Raw genomic sequence first — 25,463 nt, 5'->3', positions numbered from 1 at the left:
GTCGCGCCGCGAGTTCAATCCTGGCTGGCGTGCCGCGTCACGCTCGTGAGCACGCTCTTCATCGGCAGCCGTGGCTTGAGCGCGGCAGCCGTATCGAGCAGCATCTTGCGGAACACCTTCACTTGATCCGTCGTGAAGCGGGTGAGCAGACCCGATACCGTCAGCGCACCGAGCAATTCGCCGCGCTCGTTCAAGAGCGGAACCGCAACCGCGGCCAGATCGGGATCGCGATCGCCCTTCGATACGACCCAGCCGCGCGAGCGCACCGGCATGCTCGATTCCTCGCCGCGCGACTGCGGATCGAAAGCCCACAACACGCGGCCCGCCGCGCCGCCCTTGAGCGAATGCCGCGAGCCTTCGTCGAGGTGATGCCGTGCCGAACGCGGCGAATTCACGCGATAAAGACAGATGCGCTCGTCGCCATCCCGCACGTAAAACGATGCGGTCTCGCGAGTGAAAGTCGATAGCTTCTGCAAGGCGGGACGCACCAGGTCTTCGAGACTCACATCGGCCTGGCTCAGTGCGCCGAGGCGCCGCAACTCCGGCCCCAGCGTGAACTGGCCGCTCGCGTCGCGCTCCAGAAAACGCATATGCACGAGCGATGCGCACAGTCGCAGGATCGTGCTCTTGTAGAAACCGGAGCGCTGTGCGAGCACCGCGAGTGAAAGCGCTTCGCCGGGAAGCCGGAAGCATTGCAGAAGCGCAAGCGAACGTTCGACCGCTTCGACACGCGGGCGCTTGTCGTCGGCTTCGTGGGTGTCATCGAATGATGCGTCCGTCTGCACTGCCTGCATCGGGTGTTCGAGGTTCATCGCTTCGTCTCCTCAAAAGCTGATTCATGACGCAATTTATAGCCCGCGACCGTGGTTCTGTCCAACAGAATTTGTGCCGCTTGTCAGAACGCCATGCGAACCCTAATCTGCATCCACCTGAACACGGAGACGGAACATGCTGAGTGCAGCGATGAACGAAAGACTCACGCGCGTCGGCCCGGGCACGCCGGGCGGCGAACTGATGCGGCGCTACTGGATTCCCATTGCGCCCTATTCGCAGCTCGACGACGAAAACCCCGTGCACAAGGTGCGCGTGCTCGGCGAAGATCTCGTGCTCTATAAGGACAAAAGCGGCACGCTCGGCCTGATCGGCGATCGTTGCCTGCATCGCAATGTCGATCTGAAGTTCGGTATTCCGGACGAGTGCGGTCTGCGCTGTCCGTATCACGGCTGGCTCTTCAATGAAGACGGCAAATGCGTGGAGCGGCCAATGGAGGCCACACCGCGCGGCGAGATCAGGCAGAAGCTGAAGGCGTATCCGGTGCAGGAACTCGGCGGTCTCGTGTTCGCCTATCTCGGCCCGCAGCCCGCGCCCGCGCTGCCGCGCTGGGACCTCTTCGTGTGGCCGAACGCGATTCGCCAGATCGCGATCATGAAGATCGACTGCAACTGGCTGCAATGTCATGAGAACACCGGCGACCCGACGCACAGCGCATGGGCGCACGGTCACATGTTCCAGTACGTGCTGGAAAAGCAGGGACGTTACGAAGAAGCCGCCGCGCGCGCGGAGCACACCTTGCATACGCGGCTGAAGACGGGCATCGGCATTAAGGAGCTGTATGCGAATCCGAGCCAGCACGGCATTTCAAAGGGCGTGCGCTATTCGAAGGATCTCGGCGCGGACGAAGACTACACGCGCGAGCATTCGACGGTGATCTTCCCGTTCTTTACGCAGACGGGCAAGACCGGCGCACCGCGCAGCGAGTATCAGATTCGCGTGCCGATCGACGACGAGCATACGTATCACATCTGCTACCAGGTCTATGCCGCGCCGCCGGGCGTCGAAGCGCCCGCGCAGGACAGCGTGCCGTGGTACGAGCCGCCGCGTCATGACGAGAACGGCAGGCCGATCCTCGATTATGTGCTCGCACAAGACGCGCTCGTCTGGGATGCGCAAGGCGCGATCACCGATCGCTCGCAGGAACTGCTCGGCCGCACCGACATTCCCATCGTGCTGTTGCGCAAGCAGCTCGACGAGCAGATTCGCCGCGTGGAAGAAGGACTGGAGCCGATCAACTTCTGGCGCGATGCGTCGCCGGACATCATCTACGGTTCGGGCGAAGCCCCGGATTACAGCAAGCCGCTGCTCAAGCATAACTTTCGCAAGCTCTATCATCGCGGCTTCTTCAATGACGACGCGGACCGCTATGGCCCGATCATCGAAGACGTGAAGGACTTGCATCGCCGCATCGAGGAAGCGGAGATCGCCGCGCGCGAAGCCAGCGCGAGCACGACCTGATCACGCACAGCGAGGCTCGCGATGAAATACAGAAGCATGGGCCGCACCGGTCTGAAAGTGTCCGAGATCGGTTTCGGCTGCGGCGGCAATGCGGGTCTGATGGTGCGCGGCGGCTTCGACCAGCAGTTGCGCATCGTCGAGGCCGCGCTCGAAGCGGGCATCAATTACTTCGATGTCGCGCCCGACTATATCGGCGCCGAAGCGAACCTTGGCCGCGTGCTGCGCAGCTTGAGCGCGCGGCCGCTCATCAACTCGAAAGTCGAAATACGCGCGGAGAATCTCGACGATATCGCGGGGCATGTCGTGCGTTCGGCGGAATCGAGCCTGAAAGCACTGGGCGTCGATCGTCTGGACGTGCTGCAGATTCACAATGCGCCCGTTGCAGGCGCGCGCGCGCCCGTGGACCGCGACTATCACACGCTGGGCGTGCAGCATTTTCTCGGGCCGCGCGGCGCGCTCGAAGGCATGCGGCGTCTCGTCGATGCGGGCAAGGTTGCGCACGTGGGCTTCGTCTGTCGCGGCAACGATGGGCCTTATGTGCGCGAATTGCTCGAAAGTCAACCATTCGGCATGCTAAACGTTACCTATACGCTGCTCAATCCCAGCGCGGGCATGACGCTGCCCGCCAACCTCGCCGTCGATAAAGACGGCGGCGCCGTACTCGACGATGCGCGCGAAGCCGGCACGGGCGCGGCGATTTACAGTGTGCTCGCGCGCGGCTTTCTGTCGGATCAAAGTATCGCGGGTGAGGCGCATCATCCGCTTGCACGCGATATTTCCGGCAACGCTTCCGACGCAACGAAGATGCGCGAACGCGCCGCACGCGTAAGCTTCCTCGCGCGTGAATCGGGCATCACGCTCGCCCAGGCCGCGTTTCGCTTCGTGCTCGCGCATCCGGGCGTGACGACGGCGCTCGGCGGATTCTCGTCGATGGAACAATTGAAAGAGCTCTGCGCCGTCTCCGGCATGGGCCCGTTCTCCGACGATCTCAACGCGCAGCTCGAACGCGTATGGCAAAGCAATTTCGCCGAAACGGCGTCATGATGACGAGTGTCTCGCGCCTACAATCAAACCCACGCAAAGGAGATGAGCGCCCCATGTCAACGACGAGAAGAGACGTGATGCGTCTTGCCGGCGCTGCGCTCGCGCTCGGCGCTGCGGGCCTGCCGCTCGCGGCGTGCGCGAAGCAATCGCAGCCGCAGCCGAACCTCGCGCTCGCATCCTATGAAGGTCCGGACCGCGCCGAAAAGATTCTCGCCGCCGCGAAGGAAGAAGGCGAGCTGAACTTCTACACGTCGATTGCGCAGCCGGACGTCGCGCCGCTCATCGATCCGTTCGAGGCGCGCTATGGCATCAAGGTGAATATCTGGCGCGCCGGCGACGAGCAAGTGGTGCAGCGCATCGTCGCGGAATCGCAGGGGCATCGCTATATCGTCGATGCGGTGCATACGGGCTCGTCGTATCTCGATGCCTTGCGGCGCGAGAAGTTGCTTACGCCGGTGTCATCGCCGGTGCTCGCGGAACTCGCGCCCCACGTGGTGCCCGCGCATCGGCAATGGGCGTCGACGATGCTGTCCGTCTGGGTTCAGGCGTACAACACGCGTCTCATCAAACCCGCCGATCTGCCGAAAAGCTATGACGACCTGCTCGCTTCGCACTGGAAAGGCAAACTCGGCATCGAAGCGAAAAGCGCCGACTGGTTCGCGACGGTCGCGACGCAGATGGGCCGCGACAAGGGCATCGAATTTTTCCGCACACTTGTCGATACGAATGGCGTGGCCGCGCGCACGGGCAATTCGCTTCTGAATAACCTCGTGGTCGCCGGCGAAGTGCCGCTCGCGCTCGAAGTCTATAACTACATGCCCGCACAGGCGAAGCGCCGCGGCGCGCCGATCGACTGGTTCGTGTTGCAACCGGCCGCGGCCCGCGCGAACGGCGTCGCGCTGCTCACGCATGCGCCGCATCCGGCCGCCGCGCTGCTGCTATACGACTATCTGCTTTCCGTCGATGCACAGCGCATTCTCGTCTCGCGCGATTATGTACCGACCAATCGCAATGTCGCTTCGCCGATGCAGGGCGTCAACGTCGCGCTCGTCGATCCCGCCATGACGATGCAGGAGCGCGGCCAGTGGAACAAGATGTTCAATCAGATCTTCCTGCACGCATCGGGGCTTTGAGCGGGCGGGGGCGTTACACTGTGCGCTCCCGTCACGATGAGCTTTCACGATGAGCCAAATTCTCGCGCTGCGCCCTTTCGTTCCGGCACAAGACTTCGCACTGTCCAAACGCTTTTACGAAGCCCTGGGGTTTCGCATCACGCATCAGGACGACGACATTGCGATGATGAAAGCCGGCAGCTTCAGCTTCATTCTTCAGAATTTCTATGTGAAGGAATTCGCGGAAAACTGCATGCTGCAACTGCTCGTGCGCGATGTCGACGCCTGGTGGCGCGAGATGAATCCCGAGGCGCTCGCGGGCGAGTTCGGCGTCAATCCCGCGCGCGCGCCTGCGATGCAGAACTGGGGCATGAAAGTCGGCTTCGTGTTCGATCCGTCCGGCGTGCTGTGGCACGTCGGCGAAGTGCCCTTCTGAACGCGCGTTACGCTCACTTCGGCTTGAGCAGCACCTTGATCGAGTCGAGCGAATTCGCGATCTTGATCGCCTCGTCCCATTCATCGAGCGTGAAGCCGTGTGTGACAATGCCCTTCGACGTCACCAGGCCGCGCGCGAGCAGATCGATCGCAATGGGATAGCAATACGGCCCGAGATGCGCGCCGCGCACGTCGAGTTCCTTGCGATCGCCGATGATCGACCAGTCCACCGTCGTATCGGCGCCGAACACGGAGAACTCGACAAAGCGGCCGAGCTTGCGGATCAACTCCAGCCCCTGCGACACACCCGCCGGCACACCCGTCGTTTCGATATACACATCGCAGCCGTAGCGATCCGTGATCGAGCGAATCGTTTCCAGCGCGTCGTCGGTCTTCGGATTGATCGTGATATCCGCGCCATATTCGCGCGCCAGCGCAAGACGTTCCTCGACGAGATCGATCACGACGAGTTTCTTGGGCGTCTTGAGATGCGCGACTTGCGTCATCATCAGCCCGAGCGGCCCCGCCCCCGCGATCACGACGACATCGCTCAACTGGATATCGCCGCGATTCACCGTATGAATCGCGCATGCGAGCGGCTCGATGATCGCCGCGTCTTCCAGCGAAATGCCGTCGGGAATCTTATGGACGATGGCCGTCGGCGGAAAGCGCATGTATTCGGCCATGCCGCCATCGGCCACTTCGCGCTGAAAACCGAAGATGTTATGGACCTCGCACATCCAGTATTCGCCCGATTTGCAATAGCGGCATTTCGCGCACGGTACGATCTGCTCGGCGATAACCCGGTCGCCCTTTTTCACGCCGAAATGGTCTTCCGCGCCCTCGCCTAGCTCTTCTACATAACCGAAGAATTCATGCCCCGGAATCACCGGCGCTTTCACCCACGGATTCGGGCCGCCCCAGAACATCTTCGCGCCCGACCAGCATTTGCAATCGCTCGCGCAGATGCCGCATGCGGCGATGCGAATCACGACTTCGTTTCGCGCGGCACGCGGGCGCTGCACGCGTTCCACACGATAATCTTTCGGCGCGCGGCATACGATCGCTGTCATCTGTTCGTCGGCCATGACGTGTCTCCCTGTTGTGATGTGCGTTGCGATTCACGCTTCCAGTACGATCTGCACCTTCACGTCGGTCGGCACGCCGCTCGCCGCTTCCTCGAAAGCCTTGATGCCTTCCGCGAACGGGAACGTGCGCGAGATGAACGGCTTCACGTCGAGCTTGCCCGATGCGATCAACTGGATCGCGCGCGGGAAGATATTCGCGTAACGGAACACGGATTCGATGCGCGCTTCCTTGATCTGGACCGCGACGACATCGAGAGGAATCGCATGTTGCGGCATGCCCACGAGCACGAGACAGCCGCCCGGACATAGCAGATCGACGATGCCGTCGAATGCCTTTTCGTTGCCGCTCGCCTCGAACACGATGTCGGCGCCCCACCCATCGGTCAGTTCATGCACCACGTCGAGCACGCGTTTTTCGCGGATATTCACCGCGGTCACGCCCTGCACGCCGCCGATGAGTTCGAGCTTCTCCGGCACGAGATCGCACACGATCGCGCGGCTGCATCCGCCCGCGAGCGCGGCCAGCGCGCACATCATGCCGATGGTGCCCGCCCCCAACACGACGGCAACGTCGCCCGGCTTGATCGCGGCCTTCTTCGCCGCCTGCAAGCCGATGGATAGCGGCTCGACGATCGCGCCTTCCGCGAAGCTCACGTTATCGGGCAGCTTGTAAGTGAACGCAGCCGGGTGCACGACGTAGGGCGCGAGGCAGCCATGCACGGGCGGCGTCGCCCAGAAGCGCACTTTGGGATCGAGGTTATAGAGGCCTTCGCGCGACGCGCGCGATTCCATGTCCGGCACGCCCGGCTCCATGCACACGCGATCGCCCGCTTTCAGATGCTTCACGTCATCGCCGACCTCGACGACCGTGCCCGATGCTTCGTGCCCGAGCACCATCGGCTCGTTCACGACGAACGGCCCGATGCGGCCATGCTGATAGTAGTGAATGTCGCTGCCGCAAATGCCCACCGTATGAATCTTGATGCGCACGTCGCGCGGCCCCACGACCTGCGGCAAGCTGAACGGACGCAAGCTGATGCGTTTCGCTTCCTCGAGAACCAGTGCTTCCATCGTCGTTCCTTTGATAGAGAAATAGGCGGTTCAGCAGGACTGGAATCCGCCATCGACCAATAAGCTGACACCGCTCACCATGCTCGAATCGTCACCGAGCAGATAGGCGATGGTGCGCGCCACTTCCACCGGCTCGACGAAACGGTTCATCGGAATGCGCGCAAGCATGGGCGCGGATTTGGCGGGATCGCTCCAGGCGCGCTCGCCCATCGGCGTCATCGTGACGGTCGGCAGCACGGCGTTCACGCGAATGCCATGCGGGCCGAGTTCGTTCGCCATCACGCGCGTCATCGCGTCGAGTCCGCCTTTGGATGCGCAATACGCCGCATGCAGCGCAAAGCCCACGTTCGCGGACAAGCTCGACACATTGACGATCGAGCCGCCCGCGCCGCGCGCGATCATGCTTTTCGCGCACTCTTGCGCGACGATCATCGCGGCGCGCAGGTTCACGTTGATCGTGAGATCGAAGGCTTCGACGCTCGTGTCGAGAAACGATTCGAGCACGGCGATGCCCGCGTTGTTCACGAGCAGATCGACGGGTTGCACGGCGCGCGCGGCTTCACGCGCGGCGTTCGCATCGGCGAGATCGACGGCGATGGTGTCGCAGCCCGTCTCGGCCTTCAGGGCATCGAGATCGGCGGCGCTGCGGCTCAGCGCGATCACGCGCGCGCCGCGTTCGATCAGCAAGTGCACCGTCGCATGGCCGATGCCCTTGCCCGCGCCCGTGACGAGCACGGTCTTGCCCGCGAACTCGCGGTTTCTGTCAATGGTCATGGTGTGGTCTTCAAGGCTCGTCGCACAGACGGCGCGCCGTGTCTTCGTCGGTCACGAGCACGGACGGATAGCGCCCGCGCAACGCCGCCCGCGTCACATGAAATTTCTTCTTGCCGCCGCTCACGAGAATCACGCGCTTGATCTTGCGCAGATCGTCGAGCGCGATCGCCACCGTGCGGCGATTCAGCGGATGATCGATCAGCTCGCCGTCTTCATCCATGAAATGACCGAGCATGTCGCCAACCGCGCCCGCCTTTTCCAGCGTGCGCAACTGCTCGGGATTGTCGATGCCGTATGTCACCACCAGCGATTCCGTGAGATCGCCGCACGTGAGCAGCGCGAGATTCGCGTTGCGTGCGAGCTCGTAAGTCTCGCGCACGGTCTCTTCCTGCAGGATCACATCGCGCGCCTTCTGACTGCTCACGTAGATGGGCGCGGCGAAGAGATAACCATCGGCGCGGCAAATGTCCGCGAAGTCGGAGACGATATCGAACGTGTTGATGCTCGGGCAATGCGACAAGCCGCCTTGCAGCGACACCGCCGACACCGCTCCGTACGAGCGCTGCGGCATCGCGCGCAACACCGCGCGAATCGTACGGCCCCAGCCGAGCCCGATGGTTTGCCCCGCGACGATCTGCTTGGCGAAGTACGCCGCCGCGCCGATACCGAGCGCCGCGTTGTTCGCCTCGTTGTTCGCGCCGGTGGGCACGACGACCGCGCATTCGAGCCCGAAGCGCCGCGCGAGCGCTTCTTCCAGCGCGACGCACGGCGCGATCTTGCTGTTGATCGTAATCTGCACGAGGCCGGACTCGCGGCTCGCGGCAAGCAGGCGGTTCACGCGCACGCGATTGCTGCCGATGCGCTGCGCGATCTCCTGCTGCGTCAGATTGCCGACGTAGTAATGCCACGCGACGCGCGCCTGCAGCTCTTCCTCCGAATCGATGGAATCGTCCGCTTCAGCGACGGCGATGGGCGGTGCGCTCTTGCTCATGTTGCTCCGGTGTTCAATCAAAAGCGGCGATTTTATTTCACGGCGCCCATCGTCAGGCCTTGCACCAGCCGGCCCGAAACAGCCAGCGCGAACACGACCATCGGCAGCACGATCAGCGTGCCCGTCGCCATGATTTCGCCCCACGGCAACTCGTAGCCGCTCATATAGCTCGTCGCGGCGACGGGCGAGGTGATCGCGTCGCTGCGTGTCAGCACGAGCGCATAGAGCAGATCGTTCCACGAGAAGATGAACGCGAAGATCGCCGAGACGACGATGCCCGGCATCGCGAGCGGCAGATTGATCCGCCAGAACACGCGCCACGGCGATGCGCCGTCCAGACGTGCGGCTTCATCGAGCTCGACCGGAATGTTGCGAAACTGGTCCGTGCAGATCCACACGACGATAGGCAGCGAGAAGGTCAGATAGAGCAGGATCAGCACGATATGCGTATCGACGAGTTCGAGCTTGGTCGCGATCAGAAAGAACGGCACGGCCAGCACGACGGGGCTCACCATGCGGTTCGAGATGAACCAGAACCACAGGTCTTCCTTGCCGCGGAACTCGTAGCGCGCGAGCGCATACGCGGCTGGCGCGCCGAGCAGGATCGCCAGCACCGTCGTGCTGCTCGCGATGATGAGCGAGTTCAGCAGGCTGCCCGCCACGTCGTGTTCGAAGAGCGCCGCCGAATAATGATGGAACGTCGGCGAAAAGAGCCACTTCGGCGGATACGCGAGCGCGTCGGACTGGCTCTTCAGACTCGTCGTGACCATCCAGTAGAACGGAAACACCGACGACATGAACACGATCACAAGGCCGATGAAGTGCCATACCGTGGCGCGTTTTCTTGCGGCGCGTGCGCGCTTGGCGCGTTGCGTGGTCTGCATGCTGGTCGAACTCACGCGGCCTCCCGATACACGAAACGGATATAAAGACGCGACAGCACGATCGTCAGAATCAGCAGAATGATCGCCTGCGCGGACGCCATGCCCTGATCGAAGAGACGAAAGCCCACGCGCTGGATATAGACGCTGATGAACTCCGTCGCCGCGCCGGGGCCGCCGCGCGTCATCGTGAAGACGGCATCGAACATCTTGAGCATGTCGGCGGAGCGCAGGATCAGGATCGCGGTGAGGCCGGGCAGCAGATAAGGCCGCTGCAAGTGCCAGAGAATCATGCTCCACTTCGGCGTTTCGAGGCGCGCGGCTTCCTCGGCTTCTTTCGGCACCATCGAGAGCCCGGCGAGCAGAATCAGCGCGCAAAACGGCGTCCATTGCCAGACATCCATGATCATCACGGAGACGAACGCAAGCGTCGGGTTGGCGAGCCAGTCTTGCGGCGGAATGCCGATCAGTCCCGTCAGATAGTTCGCCACGCCGAACTGGCGGTTGAAGATCAGGCGGCCAATGAGACCCACCACCGCATAAGTCGTCGCCATCGGAATGACGAGACTCACGCGCGCCGCCGCACGCAGCCAGGGCAACTCCATGCGGTGCAGCAGCAGCGCGGCGAACAGACCGAGCGCCACTTCGATCGGCAACGTGAGGCACAGGAACAGCGCGGTGCGTCCGAGCGCTTCCCAGAAGGTCGGATCGGTGAGCGTGGCGATGTAGTTGTCGAGCCCGATAAACGGCGTGCCCGAACCGAGATCCGCGAGCTTGTACTGATGAAACGAGTTATAGAGCGCAAGCAGCAGCGGATAGATGCCGATGATCGCGAGCGCGGCTATCGCGGGAATCAGGAACCAGAAGGCGGGCGAACGCGGCAGGACGCCGAAGTAGCGCGTGGGCTTGCGGGGTCCGCGCGCGTGCAGTGCGGGTGATGCCATTCGATCGCCTCCTGTTTCCTGTATGTCGAGCGCGTTATTTCAACAAGGGCTTCTTGCCGTCGTAATAGCCCGCTTTCTTCAGGATGTCCTCGGTCTTCTGACCGATGGTCTGCGCGCCCTCCTTCACCGTCACCTGGCCGAGCATCATCTTGCTGCCCCATTCGCCGATGACTTCCGAGACCGCCGGCCATTCCGGGAAGCGCGGACGATAATCCGGCACGCCGCCCTGCCACGATTCGACCATCGGCTTCACGAACGGATACTTGTCCTGCACGGCCTTGTCCTCGTAGACCGCCGTGCGCGCCGGCACGCCGCCCGCTTCGAGATACGGCTTGGCCATGGCTTCGGACGTGATCCATTGAATGAAGAGCCACGACGCGGCCTGCTTCTTCGCATTGGACTTGGCGTTCACCGCGAGCGAGAAGCCGCCGAGCGCGGGCTTGAGGCCTGCCGGGCCCTTCGGTTCGGTCGTGATCGCGAGACAGTTGCCGAGCTTGGACTTGCTGGGATCTGTGAGCGTCGGATAGAACGCGGACCATTCGGTGATCATCGCGACCTGGCCTTGCGCGAGCGCATTCACCGCTTCGGCGTGATCGAAATCGACGATGCCCGGCGGCATGTACTTCATGAGCTTCTGCCGGTATTCGAGGCCCGCCTGCGATTGCGGCGACATCAGGTTCGACTTGAACTTCGCGTCGAGCAGCGAACCGCCGTTGGGCCACAGCACGCGCATGAAGCTGTCCGCCGACTGGGTTTCGCCGCGCCGCGATTGCAGCGCGAAAGCGAACTTGTCGCCCTTCGTGAGCTTCGGCGCGTAGGTGTTGAGCAGATCGTCCCAGGTCTTCGGCGGCTCGTCGAAACCGGCGTCCTTCAACATGCACTTGTTGTAGAACATCAGACCCGAGTAGTTATCGAACGGCAGGCCATAGGTGACCTTGTCCCACGTGCCGAACGAATCGAGCAGGATCGGGAAGAAGCCCTTCAGGTTGAGATTCGGGTCGGCGAGCTTGGGGTCGTCGGTGAACTTCTTGATCGGCACGAGCCACTTGTTGCTCGCGAATTCGCCGATCCACACGACATCGACGAGCACGATGTCCTGATCGCCGCCGCCGACGAAGTTGAGCACTTCCTTCTCGCGCGTGTTCTCGTACGGAATCACTTCCCAGCGCACCTTGATGCCCGTCTCTTTCTCGAACTGCGGAATGAGCTGTTGCGCCGCCTTATAGCCGGGACGGTCCAGGAAAATGGCCTTGATGGTGGTGCCCGAATACGGCTGCGCCGCTTCCTTGAGCGTCCAGGCCTGCGCGTTCGATGCGGCGAACGCCGCGCTCGCCGCCAGTAGCGCGACCGCCGCGACGTGTTTGATCGGGCCGAGCTGCCGGGCCGGGATGAAGCGCTTCTTCATGCCTGTCTCCTTGGTTTTTTTCGAGCGGGTGTGACTTGCGGATGCGTCCTGCGGCTTGCCTCGTTTCACTTGTAATTTCGGTTTTACAATTGTATATTTTGGCGCGAACAGGTTGTCAAGAACAAATTCAACGATGCATCCGATGCTGCGCTGCCGCAGCGGCACACTGGAGACAACGTAATGAGCGCAGTTCACTTGCAGCAGATCCGCAAGGCCTTTGCAGGCGTCGATGTGCTGAAGGGCGTCGATATCGAAGTGACCGACCGCGAGTTCATGGTGTTCGTCGGTCCTTCGGGCTGCGGAAAATCCACCTTGCTGCGCACCATCGCGGGCCTTGAGCGCAGCGACTCGGGGCAAGTGATGATCGGCGGCGAAGACGTGACCGATCTCGAACCCTCGCAACGCGGCGTGGCGATGGTGTTTCAGTCGTATGCGCTCTATCCGCACATGACGGTGTACGAGAACATCGCGTTCGGGCTGCGCATGCTCAAGCTGCCGGAGGCGCAGATCAAGGAACGCGTGCATCGCGCGGCGGAGATTCTGCAGATCGGCCAGTTGCTCGAACGGCGTCCGCGCGCGCTTTCAGGCGGGCAGCGTCAGCGCGTCGCGATCGGACGCTCCATCGTGCGCGAGCCGAAAGTCTTTCTCTTCGACGAACCGCTTTCCAATCTCGACGCCGCCTTGCGCGTGCAGATGCGCCTGGAGCTCATCAAGCTGCACAAGCAGCTCAACGCGACGATGATCTACGTCACGCACGACCAGACCGAAGCGATGACCATGGCCGATCGCATCGTCGTGCTGAATCATGGGCGCGTCGAACAGATCGGCTCGCCGCTGGAGTTGTATCGCACGCCGCACAACCGCTTCGTGGCGGGCTTCATCGGCTCTCCGAAGATGAACTTCATGGACGTGCGCGTGACGCGCGTGGATGCCGCGGGCGTCACCATCGAACTGCCCGGCGGGGATGCGCTCACGCTGCCGTTCGCAGCGGCCGCGGTGAAGGCGGGCGAGACGCTCACGCTCGGCATCCGGCCCGAGCATTTCATCGAATCGTGCGGCGGCGATATCGACAGCGGTCTCACCGGCGAAGTCATGGTGATCGAGCATCTCGGCGGCGAAACGCTCCTGCATGTGCGTCTGCCGAACGAACTCGTGATCCAGGTGAAGGGCTCGGGCGAATCGACAGCGGTCGAAGGCCAGCGCCTCAACGCGGGCTTCAGCATTCGTCACGTGCATCTGTTCCGCGAGGATGGCAGCGCGCTCGAACGCATGCGGCCAGTGGCCGAAACCGCGACCGTCTAAATGACGCATCAGCAGTACTTGTTATTGCGATCAGGAATGCGGCCCGTTATCGGCGGTAGTCGGGATTACAAAAGTTCCAGAAAGCACGCGCCAAAACTGCAAAACGGCGAGAAGCGCCGGTCATCGCCTTGTGTGCGGCGCCGCACATATCCGGTGATGCGTCCCGGATTCGATACGCTTCGCGTTTGAATCCGGGATATCCTGTCGCGCAATCGTGACAGCATCGTTCCGCGCCCAGCATTCGCATCGCGCCCGATCGCGTTCACAGACCGATCGGAGCCGTTCGCAGCGACTCTGGCACGACTCGTGCGACCGCTTCCACGACCAACTGGCAGGGGATGGTTAGAGCATGAAAAGAACGACTGACGGCTCGCATGTCGCGAAAGCCGCGCCGAACTCGAATCATGCATTCAGGCATCGCGTGCTCGAAGGCCTCAGGGCCGGAGAATTCTGCATCGCCTATCAGGGAATCTACCGAGTCGGAAGCGGCGAGCTCGCGCAAATGGAAGCGCTGATTCGCTGGCGTCATCCCGAGTACGGCGTGATGCTGCCGGGCGCATTCAGCGATGCGTTCAAAGACGCCGAGATCATGCGCGAATTCACCTGGTTCGTGCTGGACGCGGTGGCGGCGGAAATCGCGGCGTGGCGCAGCCGCGGCGGCGCGCAGTATTCGGTGGCGGTGAACGTGCCGCCATCGGTCGCGGCGTTGCCGGGCTTTGCCGGGCGCCTGGAATCGATTTGCCGCGCGCACGGCGTCAAGCCGGACTGCATCGAGCTCGAATTGCTGGAAAGCGAGGATCTGGCGCGCATGCCGTCCATGCCCAAGGTCGTGCAGCGTCTGAGAAACAAGGGCGTGAGCGTCGCGATGGACGACTTCGGCACGGGCTATTCGTGTCTCGCCGCGCTCGGTCCGATCGACTTCGGCACGGTGAAGATCGCGAAGGAACTGCTTTCCGGCGCGCCGCGCTGCCCGAACGCGTGTCTGGTGTTTTCGTCGGTGCTCGCGCTGCTCACGCGGCTCAAGGTGGCGATCGTCGTCGAAGGCGTCGAGACGGCGGCGCAGGCGCAGTGGCTCGCACAATGGCCGCATGTGCTCGCGCAGGGATACTTTCTGGCGCGGCCCGCATTCGGTATCGGCAACGTGCCCGGCGCGCAGTCGGCGAGCGCGATGGCGCAGCGCAAATCGGCGCGCCGCGAGGGACCGCGCACGATCCGCCTCGCCGATGCCGCGTAAAGCGTTCATCCCATTCTGGCAGCCCTCGTAAGCCAGGATTTCGCCGGCGCATGGCGTGTGCCGGCGTTTTTTTGTGCTTTCTTGGGCGTCAGATGCGCGTACGCGTCAAATCCATCGGCGGCGTCTTCAGCTTCATCCCGGCGACCGCCGCGCGCGTGGCGCTATCCACCGGCAAGCCCCATCGCGAAAAGAATTCCGTGAGATCGAGATTCGCCGCGATACACGCGCGCAGCACGAAGGTCTGCACTTCGTTGCGGTCGCCGCCTTCGTCTTCCGTCAGCGGATGCAACCGATACGCCTTGTGCAGCCGCGCATAAAACGCGTCGCCGAGCGCGCGGCGCAACTGCTCGTACATCACGAGCCGGATCCAGAGCGCTTCGGACGGCACGGGAAACGACGCATCGTCGAGAAAATTGCGTGACGGCTGCGCGAGATAGCGCGTCGCGAGATCGAGCCGGCTTTTTGCGCCGTGTGCGTCGACGGTTCGCAGCAGGGGCGAAATCATCGGTGTGCCGAGGCGCTGAAGCGCATGCAGCGAATAGATGTTGACCGTCGTTTCCGTGACGCCCGGCCAGGTCCAGTCCCATTGCTGATACATGTGGCCGAGTTCGTGCCACACGCCCCATTCCTCGGACTTCGCGGGCTTGAGCAAGGTTTCGGCCGCGCTGTCGAGCGGCAGGCCGATCATGTAGTAGGTCGCGTACATGTAGGCATCCTGCAACTCCGCGTGCGTGGAGATCGCGTCCTGTACGAAATGCACGCGCAACGGCGAAGGCGTGTCGAGCGCGCTCGATCCATCGAGCCCGGAGAGTGCGTCGTAATAGCCCATGACGCGCTCGACATAGCCGAGCAGCATCGACGGGTCGGCGGCGCCCGCCTTGTCGTACATCGCGCGCGAGACGGTGAACATCGTCCTGTTGCCCGCCATTTCGATGAGCGGCGCATCGGCGTAGCGTTGCAGCATCGCGCGCCATTCGCCGGGCGTCGTCACGCCTTCGACATAGAACGGCGCCGGCCGCCCGCCTTCGCGCACGAATACATCGATCGATGCGCGCGGCCGCTCGTTGAAGCCGCTGTCGGTATATTCGAAGTACAGCAGCCCGTCACGCGAGGCGACGAAGGTGTTGCGCCCTTCGGTTGCGAGAATCATCTGCGGATCGCCCGCGGGCTGACGCCGGTAGAAGCCGTTTTTGTTGCCGACCAGGATGACGAGGCCATCGGGGCCGTCGTCAGCGAGACCCGTTACGTCGATCACCACGGACTCGCCCTTCGACACATGCAGCCCCGACGGATGGTAGTCCGTCCAGCGAAAGCCGCGCAGCCGGTCGGCCTCGATCGCATCCGGCGCGAACGCGTTCAGGTGATAGCGCCTGTTGGCGTGGTCGTAGGTCGAGCGGGCGGCCGCATCGAGCGGGCGATAGGCATGATCGGCGCTGGCGTTGCCGACTTCGTACAGACGCCACTGTCCGGCCTGCGCGTTGACTTCGACCCGCGCGCCATCGCGCAGCGCCTGACGCTCGATGGCGAGGCCCGTCTTCGTGCCGGTCGCCGCGATCGTCACCGCGTTGGCAGCGGCTTCGATGCTCCAGTTTTGCCGCGCTTCGCCGGATGCCTCGTCGAGATCCACGCGCGCGCCGAGCGTCACGTAACGTTCATGCAGCCTGGAATAAAGACGAAAGCCGCTGCCTTCTTTCGTCACGGTCCAGATCTGGCTCGCGGCGAGTTCGGGCGTCCATTTCGACTGCACGAGCATGATCGTGCAGTCGCTTTGCACCTGCGCCGTCAGGGCCTTGAACGAGGCATTCGAGACGATGTAGAACTCGCCTTCCCTGACCTTCGCGCCCGCGCCATAGGGCACCAGCATGGCGCCGGGCGTCGAGGCGAAGCGCGAGACGCGCACTGCATCGTGCGGATAGAAGGTCATCGGCGCGTAATAGCGCGAGGCGGCGTGCGCATCGCACAACGCGAACATCAACAGCCAAGAAAGCCAGCGCATGTTCGCGCCCTCCCCGTTTCAGCGGCCGTGGTTCCGTTTCTTTCGCCATCTGCGATGACGGTACGGCAACTCGGGCGGCGCGTCGAGCGCTTCGTGGAGGTAGAGGGGGTATCGCGGAAGGTGAGCCGGCGACCGGCGTCACCTGTCTTTGAGCGGATCGTGGCGCGGACAGTGCGTCCGCGCCATTCATCAGGGTGCCGACGCCGCAGCCGGCTTGGCCGCCTTCTGCGCGTTGATCTTCGATTGGGCGTTCTGCAGATTCTGCGGATAGTTGGTCTGCTCGCCCGCCGGGTTGTAGCCGTTCTTTTCCAGTTCCTTCAGCTCGGCATTCTTCTTCGCGCGCGCCGCTTTGCGTTCCGCTTTCTTGATCTGCTTCGGCGTTGAGGCGGCCGTGTCCTGCGCCTGCGCGACGGGCGCGGCGACGAGCGCGGCGACCGACAGGGCGAGGATGGCCAACGGTGCGGTGCGTTTATTCATGATCGATCTTCTCCGGGATGGATGATGACGGTTGACGACGCTTGCGCGAATCGCGTGAGCAATCTGCGATCCACGCGCGGCACGTTAGCACGGCTCGCGCGATCCGTCAGCGATCCACGATGCGGCTCAGATTCCCGCGCACGCGTTGCAGCAGCGCGATCAACTGCTCGCTTTCCTGGCGGCTGAAACCGGCGAGCGCCTCCGAAGCGATCTCGTCGCCGACGCGCCGCGCCCGGTCCAGCGCCTTTTCGGCCTTCGCGGTCATGCGCACCTGCCGTTCGCGCCGGTCGTCGGGATTGAGCCGCCGCTCGATCCAGCCGCCCTCTTCCATGCGGTCGAGCAGCCGTCCGGCGGAAATCGGCGCGACTTCGAGCAGCCCCGCGAGCCGCGCCTGATTGACCTCGCCGTAATGCGAGAGATACGCGAGCACGCGGCATTGCGCGCGCGTGAGATTGAGCGACGACTTCGCCAAGACGTCGAAACGATTGCCGCACAGGCGGTCCACGTCCGCGACCAGGAAGCCGAAGCGTTTGTCGAGTTGGGTTTCCATCGCGCGATTATATGTAAGACGCGCGCGCCGTTGCCGACTCGGTATAATAAGCCTGCTTACTATAACCCTACTCATGAAAAGCCGCTTTCCCGCGGCCGTCCCCATGTCCTCCGAAGCCTCCACGGAAAGCGCCGCGGCGCCCCTGAACCGCGGCATGCTGACCGTTTCGATCATGCTCGCGACGCTGATCCAGACGCTCGACAGCACCATCGCGAACGTGGCGCTGCCGCACATGCAGGGCAGCCTGTCGGCATCGCAGGACGAAATCACGTGGGTGCTGACGTCGTATATCGTCGCGGCGGCGATCGCGACGCCGCTCACCGGCTGGCTGTCCGACCGGCTGAGCGTGAAGAAGCTGCTGTGCATTTCGATTGCGGGCTTCACGGTGGCGTCGGCGCTGTGCGGCTTGTCGGAGACGCTGGCGCAGATCGTCGGCTCGCGACTGTTGCAGGGCATTTTCGGGGCGTCGCTCGTGCCGCTGTCGCAGTCGATCCTGCTCGACATCAACCCGCGCGAAAAGCAGGGCCAGGCGATGGCCGTGTGGGGCATGGGCGTCATGGTGGGGCCGATTCTCGGTCCGACGCTCGGCGGCTGGCTCACCGACAGCTACAACTGGCGCTGGGTGTTCTTCATCAACGTGCCGATCGGCGCCTTCGCGCTCTTTGGCGTGTCGACATTCCTGCCGGCGCAAGCGGCGAAGCGCGCCGTGAAATTCGATGCGTTCGGTTTCGCCACGCTCGGTCTCGCGATCGGCGCGTTTCAGGCCATGCTCGACCGCGGCGAGCAGCTCGACTGGTTCGGCTCGATCGAAATCCGCATCGAGGCGCTGCTCGCGGCGGTCAGTTTCGTTTTCTTCATCGCGCATACGGCGACGGCCGGCGCGCGCTCGTTCTTCAAATATCAGCTTCTGAAAGACCGCAACTTCGCGACCGGCACCTGCTTCATCTTCGTGATCGGCGCGGTGATGTACGCGACGCGCGCGCTTCTGCCGCCGATGCTGCAGAACCTCATGAACTATCCGGTCGCGACGACCGGCCTCGTCACGGCCCCGAGCGGCGCGGGCACGATGATCGCCATGCTGGTCGCCGGGCGCATGCTGAAGCACATCGATGCACGCGCGCTGCTGCTCGCGGGCTTTCTGATTTCCGCGTTCGCGCTGTGGCAGATGATGCATTACACGATCGTGCTGTCGGCATCGGATATCGTGTGGCCGGGCGTGATTCAGGGCTTCGGCCTCGGGCTCGTGTTCGTGCCGTTGTCGGCGCTGACGTTTTCGACGCTCACACCGGAACTGCGCGCCGACGGCACCGCCACCTATAGTCTGATGCGCAACATCGGCAGCAGTATCGGCATTTCGATCGTGCAGACGCTGATGACGCGCAACACGCAAGTCGCGCACGCCGACCTCGCTGCGCAGGTGACGCCCTTCAATCCGGCGGTGCAGCCGATGCTCTCCGGCGGCTCGATGCAGGACATGGCCATGTTGAATCAGACCATCACGCAGCAGGCTTCGATGATCGCGTATCTCAACGACTTCAAGCTGATGTTCGTCGCGACGTTGCTGGTGGTGCCGTTGTTGCTGCTGATCCGGCCAGCGGGGAAGAGTGCGGCCGAGGAGTCGGTCGCGCATGCGGCGATGGATTGAGCGATTGAGCGGACAGCTTGATTATTGCTGCTCTTGTTTTGCTTGCCGGCATTGATGCGTCCCGCGTAAAAAGCGGCTGGCGAGACAATCCATCGCGCTCCCGGCGATGGACCGCAGCCTCTTGTCAGAACGTCGACAAGGTCAGCGCGCTTTTCACCGAAGTCACGCCGGGCACGCTCGCCGCCGCACGCGTCGCAAGATCCATTTGCGCCTGTTCAGGCACCGCGCCTTCCAGAATGACCGCGCCGTTGTTCGCCCGCACGGTGATAGCGTTGCTCTGCAAGCCCTTCGTCTTGGTGAGCGCACGCACGACTTCCTTGACGAGCGCGCGGTTGGCCTGCTTCGTCGCCTTCGTGCTCGACGCCGCGCTCGCCGGCGGCGCTTCGGGTGTTGCGCTGGATTGCGCGTTCGCGTCGAACGGAATGGAAGCCATCAGCATCCCGAAGCATAATGCGCATGATAAGATCGATTTCATATTCATTCCCGATAAGTTCGCTCAAAAGCACGCTTAGAAGCGGTGCGTCATGCCGAGCGCGCCAATGACCTGCTTCGAACCCGGCGCGACCGGCGTGATGCCCGGCCAGCTTGCGTTGCCCGAGCCGTTGTTCTTGATGTAACCCGCGCGCGCGTAAAGCGACGTGCGCTTCGACAGCGCGTGATCATAGCCGAGCTCGACGCCCCAGTTGTTGTCATGCACGCCGCGCACCACGCGCTGCACGCCTGCGATCTCGATGGTATCGAATGGCGTCGCCTGAATCGTCGCGCCGACTTCCATGATCGAGAACGAATGCCCCGCGTTCAGCCGCTCCGCCAGCGATCCCGCCGGCGCGTCCTTCGGACGGTTGTACGAGTAGTTCGCCTGCAGGTTCACGATACCGATGCGGTAAGCAAGCGCGGCCGTGTAGTGCTCGATGCCAAGCATGTTCAGCGTGCCCGGCAAGCCCGGAATGTTGGCCGTCCCGCCGTGCTGGTTCGAATAGGCCAGCCCGCCGTAGAAGCCATACCCCGAATACGTCACCGCGACATCGAGATAGTTGCCGGTCTTCGCCGGATACGGCTGCGTCGTCGTATCGGAAAAGCCATAGAGGCCGCGCAGCGTCACGCCCGCCATATTCGGCGACACGTAGACCACCGTGTTGCTGAGACGCCCGGGCTGCCGCTGGCTCGCAAGCGTGTTGCGGTCGGTCGACGTCGACACCGACATCGCCGCGAGCGGCGACAGAACCTCGTCGGCGCGAAACGGCTCGCTCGGATAGATCGCCCAGAACGTCGGCTGATATTGCCGCCCGAACGTGAGCGTGCCGTACTTCTCATCCGAGAGTCCGACCCAGGCCTGCCGATAGAACATCATCGAACTGTCCGCGAAGAACGCACCGTTGTTGACGGTGAATCCGCCTTCGAGCGTGAAGATCGCGGACAAACCGCCGCCGAGATCTTCCTTGCCCTTGAAGCCGATCATCGAGCCGGTGTTGCCGCCGCTTCGTTCCGATACCGAACTCTGACCGCCGTTGTTCAAATACTGCATCCAGACGTCGACCACCCCATACAGCGTGACGCTCGACTGCGCCGACGCCGCGCTCGCGACGAGCGCTAATGTCGCACCGCAAATGCCTTTACTGATGCTGCGCATGCAGGTCTCCTCTCCATGTTGACGCCACCGACGATGCCGGTGCGCACCAATGTTGACGAAACCGCGGTTCGCCTCCCCCACCCCGGATGGGGTAGGCACGGGAATACCCGAGGAGTCCGCACCAAGCGGACATACGGCAGACCGGCGTCAGACATCGCGGGACTTATCAGCGAACGCAGAAAAGGACACCTCTCGGCTTTACCTATATGGGTGGGGCCAACTCGACGTTACAATGCCCCCGCATCATTTCGCCGTCTGGTGGCGTCGCATCTTACCGCGCCATCACTGCAAGTCGAAGGTCGCCATGCCGCAAACCCATCCGAGCATCGAAGCACTTCCGCACCGTCCGTCCGGCATGGAATTCCAGCCCAGTCCGAAGCTCAGCCCGCCTCGCAACGCGGCGCGCGTCGTCGTGCGCAACCGCCTGCTGAGCCAGTTGCTCGACGCGCGGCGCAGGCGCTGCATCGTGCTTCAAGGCCCGGCGGGATGCGGCAAGACGACGACGCTTGCCAACTGGCGCGAGGAATTGCTGCTTCTCGGCTTCGATGTGCCCTGGCTCACGCTGACCGCGGAAGACAACGATATGTCCGCGTGTCTCGGCTATCTTGTCGCGAGTCTTTCGCAGATCGATTTCGCGTTGACGCGCGATGCGACGCTGCTCGGCGGACGCGGCGTCGACGAGGAAGCCGTGGAGCGCACGCTGATCGCGCTGGTGAGCGCCATCGCGAGGCATCCGAACGAACTGGTGCTGATCCTCGACGATTTCCACCACGTCACCGACAGCCGCGTGCACGGCGTCTTCCAGTGGCTGCTCGACTACGGCCCGCAGAACCTGCATATCGCGTTGATGACGCGCGCCAACCCGCCGCTTTCGCTCGGCCGGCTGCGCGACCAGTCGCAGCTTCTCGAACTCGACATGCGCGATTTGCGCTTCACGCTCAGCGAGTCCGAAGCGTTTCTGATGACGCAGTCGAACGCGATCGACGAGCGCGAGGCGCGGCGGTTGCACGAACTCACCGACGGATGGATCGCCGGCCTGCAACTGCTCGCCTTCGGCCTCAGGAAAAACCGCAAGGTCGGCGCGGAACTCGCGCCGCTGGACGAATGCGTGCATCCCGCATTGCGCGACGCCTCCTCGTTCTCGGACTATTTCCAGAGCGAAGTGCTGTCCCGTCTGCTGCCGCTCGAAGTGGAAGTGCTCGTGCGCATGTCGATCTGCTCGCGCGTGTGCCCTTCGCTGTGCGCCGCGCTGATCGCCGACGAACCGGGCATGACGCACGTCCTGCCGTTGCTGTCCAAGCTCACCGCGGATAGTTTCTTCATCACGCTCATCGAGCGTCCGGGCGACGAAACGTGGTATCGGCTCAACCCGCTGTTTCGCGAAACGCTGCTCGCGCGTTTCCGTGCGAGAAGCGAAGCGCAGCAGCGCGACATCCATCGCGCGGCGTGGATATGGTTTCGCGAACATCATCTTCCGGACGAAGCGGTGCGTCACGCACTCATGGCCGGGGAATCGTCCGCGGCGGCCAACCTCGTGCAGCAGGTTGCGCGGAACATGCAACGCCAGGGCAATCTGCGCAAGCTCGTGCGGCTGATACGGCTTTTGCCGCTCGCGGAAATTCAGGCGCGCCCGTCTCTGCAGTTGTGGACGCTGCAACTCGATCTCTACGCGCGTGACTTCGATACCTGCGCGGCGAGCATCGCGCGGCTTCGGGTCACGATTCCGATGGAAGACCCGCGCTTGCGGTTCCGGCTCGTGCTGCTCGAAGCGGGCCTCGCGGTCCAGCGCGACGACCTCGAAACCGCGCTCTCCACAGTGCCCCGCCTGCTCGATCCGCCTCAGGACGTGGACGGATGGCACATCATGGCGCGCAACACGCTCATTTCGTGGATTCATCTGCGCACGGGACGGTATGCGGAAGCACGCTGCGTGCAAGAGGAATCCGCACAAATCCTGATAGACGGCGCGCCGCTTCTCGGCACGTCCGGCGGCGTGCTCAACGGGCGCTGCATCGCGGGCTTCAGCCATGCCATGGAAGGCAACCTTCAGGAAGCGGAGCGCATCAGCCGCGACGTGCTGTCCGAAGCGGAAAAGCTCGGCAGCTCGGGCATCGAAGCGACGTGCTTCGCCGCGGCCCTGCTCGCCGAGGCGCAGTACGAATTCAACGAACTCGAAGCGGCGCGCAAGCTGCTGGAAGATCGCGTGGACGTGCTCGAACGCGTTTCCATCCCCGATTCGGTGTTGCGGGTTCTGCTCGCGCTTGCCGGCGTTCATCGGGTCGCGGGGCATGATCTCGATGCCTTCGCCTATCTCGAGCGTCTCGAAGAATATGCGGTCAAATTCGGCATCGACCGTCTGCTCGCGTATAGCCTGTCCGAACAGGTGCGCCAGCACGCGCAGTCCGCCCACTTCGATACCGCGGAAGCGGTCCTCGCGCGGCTCGACGCGCTCTGCACCCGCAACGCATCGCGCAACGCCGACGCCTCGGCGGAAATTCGCCTCATGACCGAGCGGGCACAGATCGACTGGTGCATCGCGAGGAAGGACAACGACGAAGCCGCCACGCGGCTCGACGCGCTGATCGAGGAATGCGCGCGTCACGGCTGGCAACGGCACGTCGTGCATTTCCAGATGTGCGCCGCGATGGTCGACGCCCGCCGCTACGGGGCCAACGCCGCGCGCAACGCGGTCATGACGGCGCTGCGAAGCGGCCATCGCTTGGGCCTGATCCGGAGCATTCTCGACGTCGATGCGGGCATCCTCGACCTCATCGAACGCGTCATGGAAAGCGAGCCGGCCGATCCCGTGCTGAGCTTCTACGTCCGGCGTCTGCGGGCCGCGGAGGAAGCTGCGCGCGCGATCGTCGATACGCCTTCCGTGACCGGCTGCAAGAGCGCCGCGTCCTCCTGTTCGTCGATCCTGAGCGAGCGAGAATCGGCCGTGGTGCGTCTGCTCGGCCAGGCGCTGCCGAACAAGAAGATCGCGCGCACGCTCGGCATTTCGCCTGAGACGGTCAAATGGCATCTGAAGAACATCTACAGCAAGCTCGGCGTCTCGTGCCGCGACGAAGCCGTCAAACGCATGCGTGATTTCGAACTCGAAGCCGCCGCCGACGACGGCCGCGCGCGCCGCTAACCCCGCCAGCACCCCCGCCCGCCACCCCGCGCGGGTGGTTACCTCCCCCTCCCCGACGTCCTATTCTCAGTCTCATGGGAGATCGCGTTACGCGTTTCTGATCGAGACCGCGCCGGGGCTTCGCGCCTCGCGCATCGAGCGCAATCCGTCGTAGCCGCTTTCCCTCCGTACTCCGTATCGAACCACGATCCGACGGCGATGGCCCGGCCGCGCACTATCGCTTCGTCGCTTCGTCGCTTCGTCGAAGGCAAGCACGGCGGTCAGGATTTCATCCTTCATGTTTCAGGACATAACACATGCACATCAACCGCACCGTTCTTCGCGACGATCATGAAATGCTTCGCACCACGGCCCGCCGCTTCTTCGAGCGCGAATGCGTGCCGAGACAGGCGGAGTGGGACAAGGCGGGCCGCGTCGATCGCGAGACCTGGCTCAAGGCCGGCCGCGAAGGTCTTCTGTGCGTCACGCTGCCGAGCGAATATGGCGGCGGCGGCGGCGATTTCGGCCACGCGGCGGTGCTCAACGAGGAAGTGAACCGCGCGGGCCTGAGCGGGCTCGGCTTCAGCGTGCATTCCGACATCATCGCGCCCTACCTCGCGCGTCTGGGCGACGAAGCGCAGAAGCGGAAATGGCTGCCCAAAGTGTGCTCGGGCGAAGCCATCCTCGCGATCGCGATGACCGAGCCCGGCACCGGCAGCGACCTCAAGGCCGTGCGCGCCACCGCCGTGCGCGACGGCGACGAATACGTCATCAACGGCAGCAAGACCTTCATCAGCAACGGGCTCACGGCGGATCTCGTCATCGTGATCTGCAAGACGGACCCGGCGGCGGGTTCGAAGGGCGTGAGCCTGATCGTGGTCGAAGCGGACCGGCCCGGTTTTCGCCGCGGCCGCAAGCTCGAGAAGGTGGGCATGCATGCGCAGGACACCGCCGAGCTCTTCTTCGACGACGTGCGCGTGCCCGTCAGCAACCGTCTCGGCGAAGAAGGCAAGGGCTTCATGTACCTGATGGGCGAGTTGCCGCAGGAACGCCTGAGCATCGCGATCGGCGCGGCCGCGAAGCTCGAAGCGTGTCTGGAACACACCATCAACTACGTGAAGGAGCGCAAGGCCTTCAACCAGACCGTGTGGGATTTCCAGAACACGCGCTTCAAGCTCGCCGACATCAAGGCGCAGGCCGTCGCGGTGCGGCTCATGGTCGATCACTACCTGAGCGAGCACGTGCGCCGCCGCCTCACGCTCGAAGAGGCGGCCATCGTCAAACTCTTCGCGACCGAAAGCCTCGGCAAGGCGCTGGACGACATGGTGCAACTGCATGGCGGCTACGGCTACATGCTGGAGTATCCGGTCGCCCGCGCGTTCGCCGATTCCCGCGTGAACCGCATCTATGGCGGCACCAGCGAAGTCATGCGCGATCTCATCGCGCGCAAGCTGTGATTCCACATCCATCAATCGAA

General features: G+C 63.4%; 22 protein-coding genes. 9 read left to right on the top strand and 13 right to left on the bottom strand.

Features of this window, described 5'->3' with window-relative positions; all coding sequences use genetic code 11:
* Positions 1-14 precede the first annotated feature (14 nt).
* Positions 15-812, bottom strand: a complete 798-nt coding sequence (locus tag LY284_RS30335; RefSeq protein WP_052485887.1) for an IclR family transcriptional regulator — start codon at positions 810-812, stop codon at positions 15-17.
* 136 nt (positions 813-948) lie between these two features.
* Between LY284_RS30335 and LY284_RS30330 the strand changes: the two genes are divergently transcribed.
* The 4 genes from LY284_RS30330 to LY284_RS30315 are packed head-to-tail and all read left to right on the top strand — an operon-like array spanning position 949 to position 4,884.
* Positions 949-2,292, top strand: a complete 1,344-nt coding sequence (locus LY284_RS30330) for a Rieske 2Fe-2S domain-containing protein (protein WP_233389847.1) — start codon at positions 949-951, stop codon at positions 2,290-2,292.
* Positions 2,293-2,313: 21 nt separating this feature from the next.
* A complete protein-coding gene (locus LY284_RS30325; protein ID WP_233389845.1) occupies positions 2,314-3,336 on the top strand; it encodes an aldo/keto reductase in 1,023 nt (340 codons plus the stop codon).
* Positions 3,337-3,389: 53 nt separating this feature from the next.
* The gene (locus LY284_RS30320) at positions 3,390-4,469 is read left to right on the top strand and encodes an ABC transporter substrate-binding protein (protein ID WP_045461256.1); all 1,080 of its coding nucleotides are present in this window, start codon (positions 3,390-3,392) and stop codon (positions 4,467-4,469) included.
* Positions 4,470-4,518: 49 nt separating this feature from the next.
* Positions 4,519-4,884 carry a VOC family protein gene (locus LY284_RS30315; RefSeq protein ID WP_233389843.1) on the top strand — a complete coding sequence of 122 codons (366 nt, stop codon included), beginning with the start codon at positions 4,519-4,521 and terminating at the stop codon, positions 4,882-4,884.
* Between the two features lie 13 nt (positions 4,885-4,897).
* Here the strand turns inward: LY284_RS30315 and LY284_RS30310 are convergent, their stop codons facing one another.
* From LY284_RS30310 to LY284_RS30280, 7 genes are read right to left on the bottom strand one after another with little or no spacing between them, the layout of a single operon-like run.
* Positions 4,898-5,971 (bottom strand): alcohol dehydrogenase catalytic domain-containing protein, encoded by a 1,074-nt coding sequence (locus LY284_RS30310; protein WP_233389841.1) that lies wholly within the window; start codon positions 5,969-5,971, stop codon positions 4,898-4,900.
* A gap of 33 nt (positions 5,972-6,004) precedes the next feature.
* Positions 6,005-7,042: an NAD(P)-dependent alcohol dehydrogenase gene (locus LY284_RS30305; RefSeq protein ID WP_233389839.1), complete on the bottom strand. Its 1,038-nt coding sequence runs from the start codon at positions 7,040-7,042 to the stop codon at positions 6,005-6,007.
* Between the two features lie 30 nt (positions 7,043-7,072).
* The gene (locus LY284_RS30300; RefSeq protein WP_045461264.1) at positions 7,073-7,816 is read right to left on the bottom strand and encodes an SDR family oxidoreductase; all 744 of its coding nucleotides are present in this window, start codon (positions 7,814-7,816) and stop codon (positions 7,073-7,075) included.
* Between the two features lie 10 nt (positions 7,817-7,826).
* Positions 7,827-8,807: a sugar-binding transcriptional regulator gene (locus tag LY284_RS30295; protein WP_014252617.1), complete on the bottom strand. Its 981-nt coding sequence runs from the start codon at positions 8,805-8,807 to the stop codon at positions 7,827-7,829.
* A gap of 32 nt (positions 8,808-8,839) precedes the next feature.
* Positions 8,840-9,691 (bottom strand): carbohydrate ABC transporter permease, encoded by an 852-nt coding sequence (locus tag LY284_RS30290; protein WP_014252618.1) that lies wholly within the window; start codon positions 9,689-9,691, stop codon positions 8,840-8,842.
* Between the two features lie 11 nt (positions 9,692-9,702).
* On the bottom strand, positions 9,703-10,632 hold the full coding sequence (locus LY284_RS30285; protein WP_041733453.1) for a carbohydrate ABC transporter permease: 930 nt from the start codon (positions 10,630-10,632) through the stop codon (positions 9,703-9,705).
* Between the two features lie 34 nt (positions 10,633-10,666).
* Positions 10,667-12,037, bottom strand: a complete 1,371-nt coding sequence (locus LY284_RS30280; protein WP_041733455.1) for a sugar ABC transporter substrate-binding protein — start codon at positions 12,035-12,037, stop codon at positions 10,667-10,669.
* Positions 12,038-12,217: 180 nt separating this feature from the next.
* Between LY284_RS30280 and LY284_RS30275 the strand changes: the two genes are divergently transcribed.
* Together LY284_RS30275 and LY284_RS30270 are read left to right on the top strand one after the other, a co-directional pair.
* Positions 12,218-13,339, top strand: coding sequence for an ABC transporter ATP-binding protein (locus LY284_RS30275; protein ID WP_014252621.1), 1,122 nt, complete (start codon positions 12,218-12,220; stop codon positions 13,337-13,339).
* Positions 13,340-13,688: 349 nt separating this feature from the next.
* On the top strand, positions 13,689-14,573 hold the full coding sequence (locus LY284_RS30270; RefSeq protein ID WP_233389833.1) for an EAL domain-containing protein: 885 nt from the start codon (positions 13,689-13,691) through the stop codon (positions 14,571-14,573).
* An 88-nt stretch (positions 14,574-14,661) separates the two neighbouring features.
* Here LY284_RS30270 and LY284_RS30265 read toward each other — a convergent pair whose 3' ends face one another.
* The 3 genes from LY284_RS30265 to LY284_RS30255 all read right to left on the bottom strand — a co-directional run bounded on the left by LY284_RS30265 (position 14,662) and on the right by LY284_RS30255 (position 17,596).
* Complete coding sequence (locus tag LY284_RS30265) at positions 14,662-16,569, bottom strand: M60 family metallopeptidase (RefSeq protein WP_233389831.1); 1,908 nt, start codon at positions 16,567-16,569, stop codon at positions 14,662-14,664.
* 189 nt (positions 16,570-16,758) lie between these two features.
* A complete protein-coding gene (locus LY284_RS30260; RefSeq protein ID WP_053571553.1) occupies positions 16,759-17,046 on the bottom strand; it encodes a DUF4148 domain-containing protein in 288 nt (95 codons plus the stop codon).
* Positions 17,047-17,152: 106 nt separating this feature from the next.
* The gene (locus LY284_RS30255) at positions 17,153-17,596 is read right to left on the bottom strand and encodes a MarR family winged helix-turn-helix transcriptional regulator (protein WP_014252624.1); all 444 of its coding nucleotides are present in this window, start codon (positions 17,594-17,596) and stop codon (positions 17,153-17,155) included.
* A gap of 103 nt (positions 17,597-17,699) precedes the next feature.
* On the opposite strand from LY284_RS30255, the gene LY284_RS30250 reads away from it, so the two are divergent.
* A complete protein-coding gene (locus LY284_RS30250; protein ID WP_233389829.1) occupies positions 17,700-19,241 on the top strand; it encodes a DHA2 family efflux MFS transporter permease subunit in 1,542 nt (513 codons plus the stop codon).
* A gap of 124 nt (positions 19,242-19,365) precedes the next feature.
* Here LY284_RS30250 and LY284_RS30245 read toward each other — a convergent pair whose 3' ends face one another.
* Both LY284_RS30245 and LY284_RS30240 read right to left on the bottom strand, forming a co-directional pair.
* Positions 19,366-19,680 (bottom strand): BON domain-containing protein, encoded by a 315-nt coding sequence (locus tag LY284_RS30245; protein WP_375294305.1) that lies wholly within the window; start codon positions 19,678-19,680, stop codon positions 19,366-19,368.
* A 69-nt stretch (positions 19,681-19,749) separates the two neighbouring features.
* Complete coding sequence (locus LY284_RS30240; RefSeq protein WP_077161082.1) at positions 19,750-20,871, bottom strand: porin; 1,122 nt, start codon at positions 20,869-20,871, stop codon at positions 19,750-19,752.
* Positions 20,872-21,175: 304 nt separating this feature from the next.
* On the opposite strand from LY284_RS30240, the gene LY284_RS30235 reads away from it, so the two are divergent.
* Positions 21,176-24,007, top strand: coding sequence for a LuxR C-terminal-related transcriptional regulator (locus tag LY284_RS30235; protein ID WP_233389824.1), 2,832 nt, complete (start codon positions 21,176-21,178; stop codon positions 24,005-24,007).
* Positions 24,008-24,303: 296 nt separating this feature from the next.
* A complete protein-coding gene (locus LY284_RS30230) occupies positions 24,304-25,443 on the top strand; it encodes an acyl-CoA dehydrogenase family protein (RefSeq protein WP_077161083.1) in 1,140 nt (379 codons plus the stop codon).
* The last annotated feature ends 20 nt before the right edge of the window (positions 25,444-25,463 follow it).

This window comes from Caballeronia sp. PC1, assembly GCF_021353155.1.
Classification (GTDB): Bacteria; Pseudomonadota; Gammaproteobacteria; order Burkholderiales; family Burkholderiaceae; genus Caballeronia; species Caballeronia cordobensis.
The sequence above is the reverse complement of the archived record's forward strand: the minus strand, read 5'-3'. Positions and strand labels throughout refer to the sequence as shown.